Source organism: Burkholderiales bacterium (assembly GCA_036262035.1).
GTDB lineage: Bacteria > Pseudomonadota > Gammaproteobacteria > Burkholderiales > SG8-41 > JAQGMV01.
In genome coordinates this window covers 341,412-357,253 of the sequence record DATAJS010000005.1, presented here as the reverse complement: position 1 = coordinate 357,253, position 15,842 = coordinate 341,412, and the positions used below count along the sequence as shown (strand labels likewise).

Annotated in this window: 13 protein-coding genes; all 13 read left to right on the top strand. The window is 67.3% G+C overall.

Annotated features, from left to right (window positions below; translation table 11 throughout):
- A complete protein-coding gene (locus tag VHP37_04600) occupies positions 1 to 1,092 on the top strand; it encodes an enolase C-terminal domain-like protein (protein HEX2825603.1) in 1,092 nt (363 codons plus the stop codon).
- A complete protein-coding gene (locus VHP37_04595; protein HEX2825602.1) occupies positions 1,093 to 2,499 on the top strand; it encodes a LutB/LldF family L-lactate oxidation iron-sulfur protein in 1,407 nt (468 codons plus the stop codon).
- 95 nt (positions 2,500 to 2,594) lie between these two features.
- On the top strand, positions 2,595 to 4,115 hold the full coding sequence (locus VHP37_04590; protein ID HEX2825601.1) for a CoA-acylating methylmalonate-semialdehyde dehydrogenase: 1,521 nt from the start codon (positions 2,595 to 2,597) through the stop codon (positions 4,113 to 4,115).
- 17 nt (positions 4,116 to 4,132) lie between these two features.
- A complete protein-coding gene (locus VHP37_04585) occupies positions 4,133 to 4,786 on the top strand; it encodes a lactate utilization protein C (protein ID HEX2825600.1) in 654 nt (217 codons plus the stop codon).
- Between the two features lie 207 nt (positions 4,787 to 4,993).
- Positions 4,994 to 5,773: a trehalose-phosphatase gene (otsB, locus tag VHP37_04580; protein HEX2825599.1), complete on the top strand. Its 780-nt coding sequence runs from the start codon at positions 4,994 to 4,996 to the stop codon at positions 5,771 to 5,773.
- A gap of 34 nt (positions 5,774 to 5,807) precedes the next feature.
- Positions 5,808 to 7,304 carry a trehalose-6-phosphate synthase gene (locus VHP37_04575; GenBank protein HEX2825598.1) on the top strand — a complete coding sequence of 499 codons (1,497 nt, stop codon included), beginning with the start codon at positions 5,808 to 5,810 and terminating at the stop codon, positions 7,302 to 7,304.
- 181 nt (positions 7,305 to 7,485) lie between these two features.
- On the top strand, positions 7,486 to 8,037 hold the full coding sequence (locus tag VHP37_04570; GenBank protein ID HEX2825597.1) for a hypothetical protein: 552 nt from the start codon (positions 7,486 to 7,488) through the stop codon (positions 8,035 to 8,037).
- A gap of 169 nt (positions 8,038 to 8,206) precedes the next feature.
- Positions 8,207 to 9,532, top strand: a complete 1,326-nt coding sequence (locus VHP37_04565; protein ID HEX2825596.1) for a nodulation protein NfeD — start codon at positions 8,207 to 8,209, stop codon at positions 9,530 to 9,532.
- 39 nt (positions 9,533 to 9,571) lie between these two features.
- Positions 9,572 to 10,360, top strand: coding sequence for a slipin family protein (locus VHP37_04560; protein HEX2825595.1), 789 nt, complete (start codon positions 9,572 to 9,574; stop codon positions 10,358 to 10,360).
- Positions 10,361 to 10,563: 203 nt separating this feature from the next.
- On the top strand, positions 10,564 to 11,772 hold the full coding sequence (locus tag VHP37_04555; GenBank protein ID HEX2825594.1) for a C4-dicarboxylate ABC transporter: 1,209 nt from the start codon (positions 10,564 to 10,566) through the stop codon (positions 11,770 to 11,772).
- A gap of 109 nt (positions 11,773 to 11,881) precedes the next feature.
- A complete protein-coding gene (locus VHP37_04550) occupies positions 11,882 to 12,505 on the top strand; it encodes a TRAP transporter small permease subunit (GenBank protein ID HEX2825593.1) in 624 nt (207 codons plus the stop codon).
- A complete protein-coding gene (locus VHP37_04545) occupies positions 12,502 to 14,592 on the top strand; it encodes a TRAP transporter large permease subunit (protein ID HEX2825592.1) in 2,091 nt (696 codons plus the stop codon). The genes VHP37_04550 and VHP37_04545 overlap by 4 nt, the downstream gene beginning before the upstream one ends.
- A gap of 16 nt (positions 14,593 to 14,608) precedes the next feature.
- On the top strand, positions 14,609 to 15,838 hold the full coding sequence (locus tag VHP37_04540) for an MFS transporter (GenBank protein HEX2825591.1): 1,230 nt from the start codon (positions 14,609 to 14,611) through the stop codon (positions 15,836 to 15,838).
- Positions 15,839 to 15,842 lie beyond the last annotated feature (4 nt).

The window sequence follows — 15,842 nt, the reverse complement described above, 5'->3', positions numbered from 1 at the left end:
GTGGCGCCTCGCCTCACCGTAAAGTCGCTGCGCGCGCGGGCGGTGAGCGCGCCGATGAAGCACGTGCTGGGCACGAGCGCGGCGAAGGTCACCGCGGCGCCGCTGCTCCTGTTCGACCTGGAGACCGACGAAGGCATCACCGGTCGCGCGTACCAGTTCTGCTACGTCGCCACCGCCGCGCGCGCGATCCAGGCGATCCTCGACGATGCGATCGAAGCGATACGCGGCAGGCCGGTCGCGCCGCAGGATATCCGCGCACTGCTCGCGAAGCGCTACACGCTCATCGGCGTGCAGGGCGTGGTGCGCATGGCGATGGCGCTGATCGACGTCGCGGCATGGGATGCGCTGGCGCGCGCCGCAGGCGTTCCGCTTGCGGCGTGTCTCGGCGCGACACCGCGGCCGATCCCGGCCTACAACAGCAACGGCCTCGGCCTCATGGCCGCCGGCGCGCTCGCCGACGAAGCCGAAGCGCTCGTCGAAGAGGGCTTCTCGGCGGTGAAGCTGCGGCTGGGCTACGCGACGCTGGAACAAGATCTCGCCGCGCTCCACGCGGTGAGGAAGCGCGTCGGCGAGCGGGTCACGATCATGACCGATTACAACCAGGCGCTCACGGTGCCCGAGGCGATCGCGCGCGGCCGCGCGCTCGATCGCGAAGGCGTGTACTGGCTCGAAGAGCCGATCCGTCACGACGATTACGCCGGCTGTGCCGCGCTCGCGGCGGAGATCGCGACGCCGGTGCAGATCGGCGAGAACTTCTCGACGGTGTACGACATGCAGAAAGCGCTCGCCGCCAACGCGTGCGACTACGCCATGCCCGACCTCGAGCGCATCGGCGGCGTCACCGGCTGGCTGCAGGCGGCGGGGCTCGCCTACGCGCGCGGCCTTCCGATGTCGTCTCACCTGTACCCGGAAGTGAGCGTGCATCTCCTCGCCGCGACGCCGACCGCCCACTGGCTCGAATACGTCGACTGGCTGGGCACGATGGTGCGGGAGCCGCTGCGTATCGTCGATGGTCATGCGGTTCCCCCCGATCGGCCGGGCAACGGCATCGAGTGGGACGAAGACGCAGTCAGACGGTATGCGCTGACGTAGATGGAACTGACCTCCGACCGCTTCAAGCACACCGCGCGGGTGAAGCTCGCCGACGCGAACCTGCAGGCGGCGCTCGACAAGCTCCAGACCAACTTCGTCAAAGGCCGCGCCGACCGCGTCGCGGAGCTCGACAACTTCGAGGCGATCCGGGACGCCGCGGCGGGAATCCGCCAGCGCGCGCTCGACCACCTCGATCTCTATCTCGCCGAATTCGAGCGCAACGCAACCGCCCACGGTGCGGTCGTGCACTGGGCGGAGACGACCGACGACGTCAACCGCATCGTCTGCGAGCTCGCGGCGAAGTACGGGGTGAAAAAGGCCGCCAAATCGAAGTCGATGGTGTCGGAGGAGTGCGCGCTCAACGACGCGCTCGAAGCCGCGGGGATACAGGTCGTCGAGACCGATCTCGGCGAATACATCCTGCAGCTCGCGAAAGAGCCGCCTTCGCACATCGTCGCGCCGGTCGTGCACAAGACGCGCGGCGAAGTCTCCGACCTTTTCCAGGCGAAGCACGGCCGGCCCCGCACCGACGCGATCCCCGAGCTCACGCGCGAAGCGCGCGAGATGCTCAGGCCGCACTTCCTGTCCGCCGACATGGGCATCACCGGCGCGAACTTCGTCGTGGCCGAGACCGGGTCCACGCTGATCGTCACCAACGAGGGCAACGGCCGCATGGTGACGACGCTGCCGCGCGTGCACGTCGCGATCACCGGCATCGAGAAGGTGGTGCCGACGCTCGAAGACGTCGCTACCCTGGTGAGATTGCTGCCGCGGCACGGCACCGGGCAGACGATCACCAACTACGTGTCGGTCACCACCGGGCCGCGCAGGGCGGAAGACGTCGAAGGCCCGGAGCACTTCCACGTGATCCTGGTCGACGGCGGGCGGAGCGCGCTCCTGGGCGGCGAGATGCAGGAGATGCTGCGTTGCATCCGCTGCGGCGCGTGCATGAACCACTGCCCGGTGTACCAGAGCATCGGCGGCCACGCCTACGGCTGGGTCTACCCGGGGCCGATGGGCTCGGTGCTGACGCCGACCTACGTCGGCATCGAGAAAGCGCTCGACCTGCCGCACGCCTCGACGTTCTGCAACCAGTGTGGGGTCGTGTGTCCGGTTAAAATTCCGCTTCCCGATCTGTTGCGCAAGCTGCGCGAGCGGCAGTTCGAGCAGGGCCTGCGGCCATGGACCGAGCGCGCCGGCCTCGCACTCTGGGGCTGGGCCGCGCGGCATCCGACGATCTACGCGCTGCTGTCGCGTCTGGGTGTTTCGGTCCTGAAGCGCATGGGCGGCAGCGATGAACGCATCCACGACCTGCCTCTCGGTCGCGGCTGGACGAAGCAGCGAGATTTCCCTGCGCCGGAGGGCAAGACCTTCCGCGAGCTCTACGCCGCGAGGCGGCGTAGATAACATGTAGCGGCGATAGCCGCATGAGCGCGCTTTTGCACGGCGAGGTCCGGCGCAGCCGGGCCGAAGCAGCGGTCAAGAACTTTCTGGAGTAAACGATGAACAAGCCTACCGACATCAAAACCCCCGACACCGTCGACCTGTGGATCGACGGCAAACGCCAGGCCGCCAAGAGCACCCGCGCCGGCGACGTCACCAATCCGGCCACCGGCGAGATCGTGCGCCGCGTCGCGTTCTGCAACGAGCAAGACATCGACGCCGCGGTGCAGTCGGCGAAAGCGGCGCTGCCGAAGTGGCGCAAGACGCCGCCGCTGCGCCGCGCGCGCATCCTCATGCGCTACCGCGAGCTCATCGAGCAGAACAGGGAAGAGCTCGCGCGCCTGGTCACCGAAGAGCACGGCAAGACCCACGTCGACGCGCTCGGCAGCGTGCAGCGCGGCCTGGAAGTCGTCGAGTTCGCGATGGGTATCCCGCACCTGCTGAAAGGCGAGCACAGCTCCGAAGTCGGCACCGATGTGGACACGCATTCCATGCGCGAGCCGATCGGCGTGTGCGCCGGCATCACGCCTTTCAACTTCCCGGTGATGGTGCCGATGTGGATGTACCCGGTGGCGATCGCGTGCGGCAATACGTTCGTGCTGAAGCCTTCGGAGAAAGTGCCGTCGGCCGCGATGCGTCTCGCCGAGCTCTTCAAGGAAGCCGGCCTGCCCGACGGCGTGCTCAACGTGGTGCACGGCGACAAGCAGGCGGTCGACGCGCTGCTCACGCATCCCGACGTGCGAGGGATCTCGTTCGTCGGCTCGACCCCGATCGCGCAGTACATCTACGAGATGGGCGCCAAGCACGGCAAGCGCGTGCAGGCGCTCGGCGGCGCCAAGAACCACGCGGTGGTGCTGCCCGACGCCGACCTCGACTTCGCCGCCGACGCGCTGATCGGCGCGGGCTACGGCTCGGCGGGCGAGCGCTGCATGGCGATCTCGGCGATCGTCGCGGTCGGCGACGTCGGCGATGCGCTGGTGCAGAAGCTCTCGGAGAAGGCGTCGAACCTCAAGATCGGCCCCGGCAGCGGCAAGGACATGGACATGGGTCCGCTGGTGACGCAGGCGCATCGCGACAAGGTCGCGGGTTACGTCGACAAAGGTGTCACCGAAGGCGCCAAGCTCGTGCTCGACGGACGCAAGATCAAAGTCGCCGGACACGAGAAAGGCTTTTTCCTCGGCGCTTCGCTGTTCGACAACGTCAAGCCCGAGATGGCGATCTACAAGGACGAGATCTTCGGGCCGGTGCTCTCGGTGGTGCGCGTGAAGACGCTCGACGACGCGATCAGGATGATCAATGCGAATCCGTACGCCAACGGCACCGCGGTGTTCACGCGCTCCGGGGGGGCCGCGCGCAAATTCGAGCGCGAGATCGAAGTCGGCATGGTCGGCGTCAACGTGCCGATCCCGGTGCCGGTCGCGTTCTTCTCGTTCGGCGGCTGGCGCGGCTCGCTCTTCGGCGACACGCACGTGCACGGCATGGAAGGCGTGCGCTTCTATACGCGCGCCAAGGTCGTCACGACGCGGTGGCCGGATTCGGATGCGATTCCGACGGGGTTTCACATGCCGACGCTGGGCTAGCGCGTGAAGAGTGAAGGGTGAAGGGTGAAGCGCGGGATCGCCTGCTCGCGCGGATACGCGAGCGGCAGGGCAAACCGCGAGAGCCGCAACCTCTGGAGATCGAAGCGGTGCGCTCGCATCTCGCGGCGCATCCGCGCAATCCCGGCCCGCGCGATCAGTTCGACGACCTGACGCGCTTTCGCGAGCGCGCGCTCACGCTCGCTTCCACGCTCGAAGAAGTCGAAACGCTCGAAGGTGTGCCGCGCGCTGTCGCGCGCTATCTCGCCGAGCGCCATCTCGGCACGCGCGCGGTGTGCTGGCCGGAGCTGGCCGCGCTCGACTGGCCGGGGAGCGGACTCGACGTCGAAGCGCGCAGCGCGCGCGGTGACGATCTCGTCGGCATCACCGGCGCTTTCTGCGCGGTCGCCGAGACCGGCACGCTCGTGACGCTGACGGGGCGGCACACGCCGTCCACCCTGAGCCTGTTGCCCGAAACCCACATGGCGGTCGTGCGCGCGTCGCGGGTGGTGCGCTCGATGGAGGATGCGTGGGCGCTCGTGCGCGAGACGGGCGGCATGCCGCGCGCGGTCAACTTCATTTCCGGTCCTTCGCGTACCGCCGATATCGAGCAGACCGTCACGCTCGGCGCGCACGGTCCGTATCGCGTGCATATCATCCTTCTCGCGGCCTGAGTCGCCGCGTTTCGGATCACGAAAAGCCGGCGCGGTGCCGGTAATTCTTACCTTAACGATGCGCGCGCGCTCCATGCGCCCGCCCTCGCCGATGGTGCGAGGCTTCGTATTGATTCGATTAGGTTTTTAAGCTCAGCCGCGCGCGCGAGGTGCACGACTGGTGCGAACGTTGCAAACGGTTGCGCGACAACGTCTACGGGGACTTTCTTGCAGGTTTTGACGCCCGGCCTGGCGATCGACACTTTCGAGGCGCGCATCGCGCGCGCTCGCACGCGCGTGCTGATGCTCGACTACGACGGCACGCTCGCGCCTTTTCACGTGCGTCCGGAGCTCGCGGTGCCGTATCCCGAAGCATCGGCCGCGCTGCGCGACATCGTGCGCGCCGGCGGCACGCGCCTCGTGGTGGTGAGCGGCAGGCCTGCCGACGAGGTGCCGCCGCTGCTGGGCCTTGCGCCGCTGCCCGAGATCTGGGGCGCGCACGGCCGCGAGCGCCTGCGCCCCGACGGGGCGCGCAGCGTCGCGGCGCCCGCCGACGAAGCACGGGTGCGGCTCGACGAAGCCGCGCGCGCCGTCGCCGGTCTGCGCGGCACCCGCGTCGAGCGCAAGCTCGCGAGCGTCGCGCTGCACTGGCGCGGCTCGTCCGAGGCGCTCGCCGCGCTCGCACGCGATACCGCGCTCGAGCGCTGGGAGCCGCTCACGCGGCAGGCGCAGTTCGAGATGCTGCCTTTCGAGGGCGGTATCGAGCTTCGCGCGTGCGGCCACACCAAGGCGAACGCGGTCGAGGCGGTCCTCGCCGAAACGCATGAAGACTGCGCCGTCGCGTACTTAGGCGACGATGTGACGGATGAAGACGCCTTCCGCGCGGTGAAACCGCGCGGGCTTGCGGTGCTCGTGCGCCCGGAGCTCAGGAAGACCGCTGCCGATCTCTGGCTCAAACCGCCGCACGAGCTGGCTTCATTCCTGCAGATGTGGGCAGTATCGAATTGACTTATCCTAGGAAACGCTCAGCAGGGGACGCTGAATGAAGAGAAACAAAGAGCGCCTGATCGTAGTTTCGAATCGGCTCCCGTATGTGTTCGCGCGCCAGGCCGACGGCGAGTGGAAAACGGAAGGCGGATCGGGCGGACTGGTGAGTGCGCTCGTGCCCGTGCTGCGCGACCGCGGCGGCACGTGGATAGGCTGGACCGGCAGCTCGGGCGATGCGACGGGCCTCGAGGGCGCGATGGCCACGGCGTCCGAAGACCTCGGTTTCAACCTGCGCGGCGTGCAGCTCGACGCGACCGACGTCGACAACTTCTATCACGGCTTCTCCAACGAGGTCATCTGGCCGCTGTTCCACGATCTGCCTTCGCTGTGCGTCTTCGATCCGAAGTACTGGGAGAGCTACAAGGAAGTGAACCGGCGCTTCGCGGAGGCGGTGGTGGAAGAATGCGGCAAGGCCGACTTCGTGTGGGTGCACGACTATCACCTCATGAACGTCGCGGCGGAAGCGCGCGCGCTCGGCTGCAAGGTGAGGATGGGGTTCTTCCTGCACATCCCGTTTCCGCCGCCGGACATCTTCTTCAAGCTGCCGTGGCGCTCGAGCCTGCTGCACGCGCTGCTGCGCTACGACCTCATCGGCTTCCAGACGATGCGCGACCGGCGCAATTTCATCCAGTGCCTGCGGCTGTCGGAAGGTCAGGCGACCGTGCAGGGCAAGGGCAATGTCGTGACCGTCACCGCGGGCGCGTTTACGACGCGCGTCGGCAACTTCCCGATCAGCATCGATTACGGCAACTTCGCGCGCCAGGCCGCGTCGGCGGACGTCTCGGCGCGGGCCGACGAGCTGCACCGCCTGCTGCCCAACCGCAAGCTCGTCCTCGGCATCGATCGCCTCGACTACACCAAGGGCATCCCGCACCGGCTGCGCGCGTTCAGGAACGCGCTCGACCGCTATCCCGAGCTGCGCGAGCGCATCTCGCTCATCCAGGTCGTGGTGCCGAGCCGCGTCGACATCCCCGAATACCATTCGCTCAAGATCGAGATCGAGCAGCTCGTCGGGGAGATCAACGGCAAGTACATGCGGCCCGGCGGCTGGGTGCCGGTGTGGTACGTCTACAGCAGCCTTTCGCGCAGCGATCTGCTCGCGTACTACCGCGCCGCGCACATCGCGCTCATCACGCCGTTGAAGGACGGCATGAACCTCGTCGCCAAGGAATACTGCGCGTGCAGCATCGAGGAGGAGTGCGTGCTCATCCTCTCCGAGTTCGCGGGCGCAGCGGCGCAGCTCCAGCGCGGCGCGCTGCTCGTCAACCCCCACGACATCGAAGGGGTCGCGGACGCGATCTACCATGCGTACACGATGAGCGACGACGAGCGCCGCAATCGCATGCGTCGGCTGCGGCGCGGCGTGCGCGAGTGCGATATCTTCTGGTGGGTCGACAGCTACCTGCAGGCGGCGATCGAGCGCGATCTGTCCGACTACCCGCAGCCGCAGAACTACGTTCCCGAGGTTACTCCGGACTACGTTCCGATCTAAAGGGTCGGACCCCGGCGTCATCGGGGTCTGACCCTGGTTTTGACTTTATTCCTCAGTATATTGCCTCAGGCACGCCGGTTGCCCTTCCATCCCAGAATGGCGCACGCGCCGGAATGCCCGGCCCGGCGTAATCTGTCCAACGACGATCAGGAGTGAGCCTATGAAAAAGCTTGGCGTAATCATGGTTACGGCCGCCCTCGCGACGACGACCGCGTGGGCGCAATCGATGTCCCGCGACGGCACCAGCAGGCCCGCGGGCCAGGGACAGCCGGGTGTAGTGACCGGGCAGTCGGCCGACGGCGGCATTGCGCTGCAAACCGACGCGAAGAAAGCGAATGCCAGCGTTCCCGCGGTCAGCGGCGGCGTGAGCCTCAACGCGCGCGACACGCTGCGCGGCTCGGAGTCGAACGCCAACGTGAAGATGGTGTTCGCGCTCAACACCGGCAACTACGTGTCCGACGTCGGCGTGAAAGTGACGAACTCCAAGGGCCAGCTCGTGATCGACGACGTGTCTAACGGCCCATGGCTCCTCGCGCGCCTGCCGGCCGGCTCGTACACCGCGCAGGCGACGTACAATGGCCACACGGTGACGAGCAAGTTCAGCGTCGGCAACAAGGGCCTGAAGACCGCGCAGTTCCGCTGGCCGGCGAGCGTCGAGACGCAGGCGGTCGGCGCGGCCGGCGTCGACGCGGGCGGGCAGATCCTGGGCACGGGCCCGCAGGAACCGAGGTAGACGTACGCATCGTACATCGTAGGGCGCGCGCAAGCGCACCGCGCCTTTAGCGGTGCGTTGCCACGCACCCTACGACTGGACCGCCTCTAGCGGTATAGTGAAAGAGCCGTCCGGCGTGAGCCGGGCGGCTCAGTCACGTACGGGAGGCGTTTTGAAGGTGCGGTGCCGGATGTGGGCAGTTCTGATCGCGCTCGCCGCATGCCTTGCGGCGGCAGGGGAGCTTGCGCCCCGTGTGGTCGTCGTCAACGTCGACGGCCCCATCACGCCCGCGAGCGCGGACTACGTGAGCCGCGCGATGTCCAAAGCCGCGCGCGAGGAGGCCGCGCTCGTCGTCATCGAGCTCGACACGCCCGGCGGGCTCGATCCCTCGATGCGCGCGATCATCAAGGCTATCCTGGCGTCGCCCGTTCCGGTTGCCACCTACGTCGCGCCCGACGGCGCCCGCGCGGCGAGCGCCGGCACCTATATCCTCTATGCGAGCCACGTCGCGGCGATGGCGCCCGCGACCAACCTTGGCGCCGCGACGCCGGTGTCGATCGGCGGCGGCGACGAGCCTGCCCGCGCCGACGAGAAGAAGGATAAAGGCAAGAGCGTCCCGACGACCCGCGAGAGCATGCGCAGCAAGGCGATCAACGACGCCGCCGCGTACATCCGCGGGCTGGCGAGCATGCGCGGCCGCAACGCCGACTGGGCCGAGCGCGCGGTACGCGAAGCCGTGAGCCTGCCCGCCGCCGAGGCGCTGAAGCTCAAGGTGATCGACGTCGTCGCGCGCGACGTCAGCGATCTCCTGGCGAAGCTCGATGGCCGCAAGGTCACCGTCAACGGCGTCGACCGGGTCCTGCACACCGCCGGCGCGCAGATCACGCGCGTCGAGGCGGACTGGCGCACGCGGCTGCTCATGATCGTCACCAACCCGAGCGTCGCGGTCATCCTCATGATGATCGGCGTCTACGGGCTCCTCTTCGAGTTCATGAACCCGGGCTTCGTGCTGCCGGGGGTGCTCGGCGGCATCTGTCTGCTGGTCGGCCTGTACGCGCTGCAGCTCCTGCCGATCAATTACGCGGGCGTCGCGTTGATACTGCTCGGCATCGCGTTCCTCGTCGGCGAAGCCTTCATGCCGAGCTTCGGCGCGCTCGGCGTCGGCGGGGTCGCGGCGATCGCGATCGGCATGGTGGTGCTCGTCGATCCGGAGACCGCCCCGGGTCTCGCGATCCCCCTGTCGTTCGTCGCGGGCTTCACCGTGGTGATGTCGGCGCTGGTCTTCGCGACCGCGTGGTTCGCGCTCGAGGTGCGGCGCCGCCCGGTGGTGAGCGGGCGCGAAGAGCTGCGCGGCGCCGAAGGCGTCATGCTCGAAGACTGCGAGCGCGAAGGCTGGGCGCGCGTGCACGGCGAGACGTGGCGCGTGAAGAGCGCCGAGCCGCTGCGCGCGGGCGAGCACGTGCGCGTAAAGTCGATCGCCGGGTTGCTGCTTACAGTCGAAAAAACCGGGGTCTGACCCCGAAAAGCCGGGGTCGGACCCGGACGAAAGGAAAACATGACTTCGATCTTCAATATGGGGCTGGGCAGCGTCGCGATACTCGTCGTCCTGTTCGTGCTGTTCTTCTGCCTGCGCGTGCTGCGCGAATACGAGCGGGGCGTCGTGTTCACCTTCGGCCGCTTCACCTCGGTCAAGGGCCCGGGCCTCATCTTCCTCATCCCCGGCGTGCAGCAGATGGTGCGGGTCGACCTGCGCACCATCGTGCTCGACGTGCCGAGCCAGGACGTGATCTCGCGCGACAACGTGTCGGTGAAGGTGAACGCGGTGGTCTACTTTCGCGTGATCGATCCGGAGAAAGCGATCATCCAGGTCGCCAACTTCTTCGAGGCGACGAGCCAGCTCGCACAGACCACGCTGCGGGCGGTGCTCGGCAAGCACGAGCTCGACGAGATGCTCGCCGAGCGCGACAAGCTCAACATCGACATCCAGCGGATCCTCGACGCGGCGACCGACGCCTGGGGCATCAAGGTGGCCAACGTCGAGATCAAGCACGTCGACATCAACGAGTCGATGGTGCGCGCGATCGCGCAGCAGGCCGAAGCGGAGCGCACGCGGCGCGCCAAGGTCATCCATGCCGAAGGCGAGCAGCAGGCGGCCGAGAAGCTGCTCGAAGCCGCGCGCATGCTCGCGCAGCAGCCCGAGGCGATGCAGCTGCGGTTTCTGCAGACGCTCTCTTCGATCGCGGGCGACAAGAGCAACACCATCGTGTTCCCGGTTCCGGTCGACGTGATCACGCCGATCGCCGAGGCGCTCACGCGCTCGCGCGGGGGTGCGCCGCACACGTGACGCTCGGCGGATATTCCGATGGAATCGAGCGCTTCTCAGTTCGTGCAACCCGCTTGCGTTGCCTGGGAGCGAGGTATAGGATTGCCGCGACATAGCTGGATCAGACAAGAAATAGAGCGGCTGTCCGCCTGAGCTTCCAGTCTTTCCGCCGGGGCGTCATGTGAGGGCAAGCCGAAGGGTCGATACCACACCACGGAGGAAGCATGTCCAAAAAGCCCGCCAGTCCCGCCCAAGAGCAATCGGTACCCCCGCGCCGCAAGTTCCTGACGCGTGCAGCCGCGACGACCGCCGCTGCGGCCGGCGCGATGCCCCTGTTCGCGATGGCCCAGGACAAGGGGAAGGCAGCCCCGGCAGCGCCCGCCGTCCATTCGTCGAGCGGGCCGATCAACATGCGCTGGCAGAGCACGTGGCCGGCGAAAGACATCTTCCACGAGTACGCGCTGGACTATGCCAAGAAGGTCAACGACATGACCGGCGGCGATCTGCGCATCGAGGTGCTCCCGGCCGGCGCGGTCGTTCCGGCCTTCGGCCTGCTGGACGCGGTATCCAAGGGCGCCCTCGACGGCGGCCACGGCGTGCTGGTGTATCACTACGGCAAACAGAACGCGCTCGCGCTGTGGGGCTCGGGCCCGGCATGGGGCATGGACGCCAACATGCTTCTTTCGTGGCACAAGTACGGCGGCGGCAAGGAGCTCCTGAACAAGCTCTACAGCTCGATCGGCGCCAACGTCGTCTCGTTCCCGTATGGCCCGATGCCGACCCAGCCGCTCGGCTGGTTCAAGAAGCCGATCACCAAGGCCGAAGACTTCAAGGGACTCAAGTTCCGCACCGTCGGCATCTCGATCGACGTGTTCACCGCCCTCGGCGCCGCGGTCAACGCGCTGCCCGGCGGCGAAATCGTCCCGGCGATGGACCGCGGCCTGCTGGATGCGGCGGAGTTCAACAACGCGACTTCGGACCGCCTGCTCGGCTTCCCCGACGTCTCCAAGGTCTGCATGCTGCAGAGCTTCCACCAGAACGCCGAGCAGTTCGAGATCATGTTCAACAAGCAGAAGTTCGACGCGCTGCCCGCCAAGATCAAGGCGATCATCGAGAACGCCTGCGAAGCCGCGTCGGCCGACATGTCGTGGAAAGCGGTGCACCGCTACTCGCAGGACTACATGGAGATGCAGCAGAAGCAGGGCGTGAAGTTCTACAAGACGCCCGACTCGGTGCTGCAGCGCCAGCTCACGGGCTACGACAACGCCATCCAGAAGAAGATCGCCGAGAACCCGCTGTTCAAGGAGATCAACGAATCGCAGCGCCGCTTCGCCGAGCGCGCGGTGCGCTGGGACCTCGACACCAACGTCAGCCGCCGCATGGCGTACAACCACTACTTCGGCGGCAAGAAGCCGGCGGAGAAGAAGGCTTAAGCACCTGAACCTGGGCATTCACACCATCCGGCCGGCCGCCGGATGGTTTTTTTTTGTGGACGTCCGAAAAAGCTGTCGTGAAGCTGACGGCGGCACTGGATGACGCGGTATGCAAAGACTATTGCTGACGATCGACAAGATCAGCACCTTCATCGGTCACGCATTCTCCTGGTTCATCGTCGCGCTCACGCTGCTCGTGTCGTGGGAGGTGTTCTCGCGCTACGCGCTCGACGCTCCGCACGCGTGGGCGTTCGACGTCATGATCATGTTCTACGGCACGCTGTTCATGATGGCGGGCGCGTATACGCTGTCGGTGAACGGTCACGTCCGCGGTGACGTGCTCTACGGATTTTTCCGGCCGCGCACGCAGGCGACCATCGACCTCATCCTCTACATCGTGTTCTTCATCCCCGGCGTGGTCGCGCTGGTGTGGGCCGGGTATTATTACGCCGCGGATTCGTGGCGCATCGACGAGCACTCGAACATCACCGCCGAGGGCCCGCCGATCTATCCTTTCAAGACGGTCATCCCCTTCGCCGGCGCGATCCTGCTCGTGCAGGGCATCGTCGAGATCATCCGCTGCATCATCTGCATCAAGCAGGGCGAGTGGCCGTCGCGCACCGCCGACGTCGAGGAGGTCGACGTCGACAAGCTGAAGGAGATGGTCCACGTCAAGGACGAGGATATCGAGAAGCTCGACAAGCTTGTGGTGCAGCAGGAGCACGGTAAATGAGGATACGCCGCGAGCTGTGGTTCGGCCTGGGGCTGATGGGCCTCATCATCGGTTCCATTCTCGTTTTCTGGCCGTGGGGTCAGCCGGTCCAGAACGGGCACCTCGGCCTGCTGATGCTCGCGCTCATCGTCGTGGGCATCATGCTCGGTTTCCCGACGGCGTTCACGCTGATGGGAATGGGCGTGTTCTTTTCGTGGCTCGCCTATCGCAGCGTCAATCCGGACCTCGCGCCGCGGCAGGTGCTCGACCTCTTCGTGCAGCGCTCGTACGGCGTCATGTCGAACGACGTGCTGATCGCGGTGCCGCTCTTCGTGTTCATGGGCTACCTCGTCGAGCGCGCGGCGCTGATCGACAAGCTGTTTCGCAGCCTGCACCTTGCGACCGCGCGCGTGCCGGGCTCTCTCGCCGTCGCCTCGATCGTCACGTGCGCGATCTTCGCCACGGCTACCGGTATCGTCGGCGCGGTCGTGACGCTGATGGGGCTGCTCGCGTTTCCGGCGATGCTGAAAGCGGGCTACAACATCAAGATCTCGGCAGGCGCGATCACCGCGGGCGGCTGCCTCGGCATCCTGATCCCGCCGTCGGTGCTGCTCATCGTGTATGGAGCGACAGCTGGCGTATCGGTCGTGCAGCTCTACGCCGGTGCGTTCTTTCCGGGGCTCATGCTCGCCGGACTCTATCTCGTGTACGTGATCGTGCTCGCCAAGTGGCGGCCGGAGCTCATGCCGCCGCTGCCCGAGAGCGAGCGGCGCGTGCCGCTTCCGCCGGTCGCCGAGCAGCTCAAGCCGCTCGGGCGCAACCCGCTGATCGCGACGGTCCGCGCTCTGGGAGCGAACGGCGCGCCGAAGAGAGGCGCCATCGCACAGCTCTTCATCTCGCTGCTGCCGTTCCTGGTGCTCGGCAGCCTCTCCCTTTTCATGTGGGACGTCTCCACCGCGCCGAAAACCGAGGTGAGCACCGCAGGCCTCGAGCTGACGACCGGTTCGCAGGCGAGCACCGACAGCGGCACCGGTCTTGCGACGCCGCCCGCCGAATCGACCGGACTTGCTGAACCGCCGCCGAGCGAGAGCGGCACGGGCCTCGCCGAGCCGCCGCCCGCCGGGGGTGTGTCGGAGCCGCCGGCGAGCGCGGGCGGACTCACCGGGTCGCCCCCGGGCACGGACGTGAAAGCCGAGCCCGCGCCCGCTCCCGCGCCACCCGGGACGCCTGCGCCGGCGCCCGACGTCGCCAAGGTTCCCGACGTGAAAGCGAGCGCGGCCGAGCGGCAGCCGACGCCGGAGTGGTTCTGGATCACACTCGGTGTGTTCGTCGTGATCCTCGTCGTCGTCTATCTCCTGTGGACCTGGGAGCGCTTGCAGGTCTTCAAGATGCTGCTCGCATCGTTTTTCCCTCTGGCCCTGCTGATCCTGGCGGTGCTCGGATCGATCGTGTTCGGGCTCGCGACGCCGACCGAAGCCGCAGCCGTCGGCGCCTTCGGCGGATTCGTCCTCGCGGTGGCCTATCGCATGATCGAGAAATTCCGCACGGTGCCGCCGGGCCGACCCAAGTCGAGCGCGATCGGCAGCGGCCTGCGCGAGCTCGGCGGGATCCTGAAGGAGTCCTCGTTCCTCACCGCGAAGACGAGCGCGATGGTGTGCTGGCTCTTCATCGGCTCGGCGATCTTCTCGGCGGCGTTCGCGCTGCTCGGCGGACAGGAGCTCGTGGAGAAGTGGGTGTTGTCGATGGAGCTCTCGCCGGTGCAGTTCATGCTGCTCGCGCAGGCGATCATCTTCATCCTCGGCTGGCCGCTGGAATGGACCGAGATCATCGTCATCTTCATGCCGATCTTCATCCCGCTCCTGCCGCACTTCCACATCGACCCGCTGTTTTTCGGACTGCTGGTCGCGCTCAACCTGCAGACCGCCTTCCTCTCGCCGCCGGTCGCGATGGCGGCGTTCTATCTGAAGGGCGTCGCCCCGAGTCACGTGACGCTCAACCAGATCTTCGCCGGCATGATGCCTTTCATGGCCATACAGGTTATCGCGCTGTTCATGCTGTACATGTTCCCGGGCATCGGACTGTGGCTGCCGCAGGTGCTGTACAAGTAGCGGCCTGGCTGCCCATGTGACCTCGCGGCTGCGCCGGGCGGTCTTCACGCTCGGCGTGGCGGCCTTCTGGCTGTCGTTCTTCCATCGCGTCGCGCCCGCCGCGCTCGCGGGCGAGCTCACCCACGCCTTCGGCGTCAGCGGCGCCGCGCTGGGCGCGCTCGCCGCGACCTATTTCTACGTCTACGCGCTGATGCAGCTCCCGACCGGCGTCCTCGCCGACACGCTCGGTCCGCGCCTGACGCTCGCCGCGGGCTCGTTCCTCGCCGGCGTGGGCTCGCTGATGTTCGCCGCCGCGCCGGATCTCGCGATGGCCGCAGCGGGCCGCACGCTGATCGGCCTCGGCGTATCGGTCGCGTTCGTGTGCGTGATGAAGCTCAACGCGAGCTGGTTCGAGGAGCGCCGCTTCGCGACGATGACCGCGTGGGCGAACGTGGTGGGCATCGCCGGCGCCTTCGCCGCGACCGTGCCGCTCGCGTGGCTGATCACGCTCGTGTCGTGGCGCGCGGTCTTCGGCGCGATCGGCGTGGTATCGCTCGCACTGGCGCTGCTGACGCTGTGGATGGTGCAGGACGCCCCCGCGCCCCGCGACACCCGGCACGACGACGCCGAGCCGTGGTACCGCGGCCTCGCGGCGGTCGTGCGCAACCGCGCGACGTGGCCGGGATTCTGGGTGAACTTCGGGCTGTCGGGCGTCAACATGAGCTTCGTCGGCCTGTGGGCGGTGCCGTTCCTGACGGCGACGTACGGCATGACCGCCGTCGAGGCGAGCCGCCACACCAGCCTGATACTCGCGGGGTATGCGTGCTCGACCGTGCTCGTCGGCTGGTGGTCGGACCGCATGCAGCGCAGGCGGCCCCTCATCATCGCCTCGGGCGCGCTCTACCTCGCGTGCTGGGTGCTGTGGATCGCCGGCGTCGCGCACGGCTGGACGTATCCGCTCGCCCTGACCACGGGAGCCGTATTCAGCGGGTTTTCGCTGTCGTGGGCGTGCGCGAAGGAGGTGAACGCGCCGCGCTACGCAGGCACGGCGACGAGCCTCGTCAACGTCGGCGGCTTCCTCTCGGCCGGCCTGTTGCAGCCGCTGGTCGGCTGGGTGCTCGACACCAGCGGCGATTATCGTGCGGCGCTCGCGGTGCTCGCGCTCTTCACGTGCACCGGGCTGGCCGGCGCTGTGTTTATACGCGAGACGCGGTGTCGTAATATCTGGACCCCGCCCGTGAACAGCCGTGAACGGGTGAACGAGTGAACGG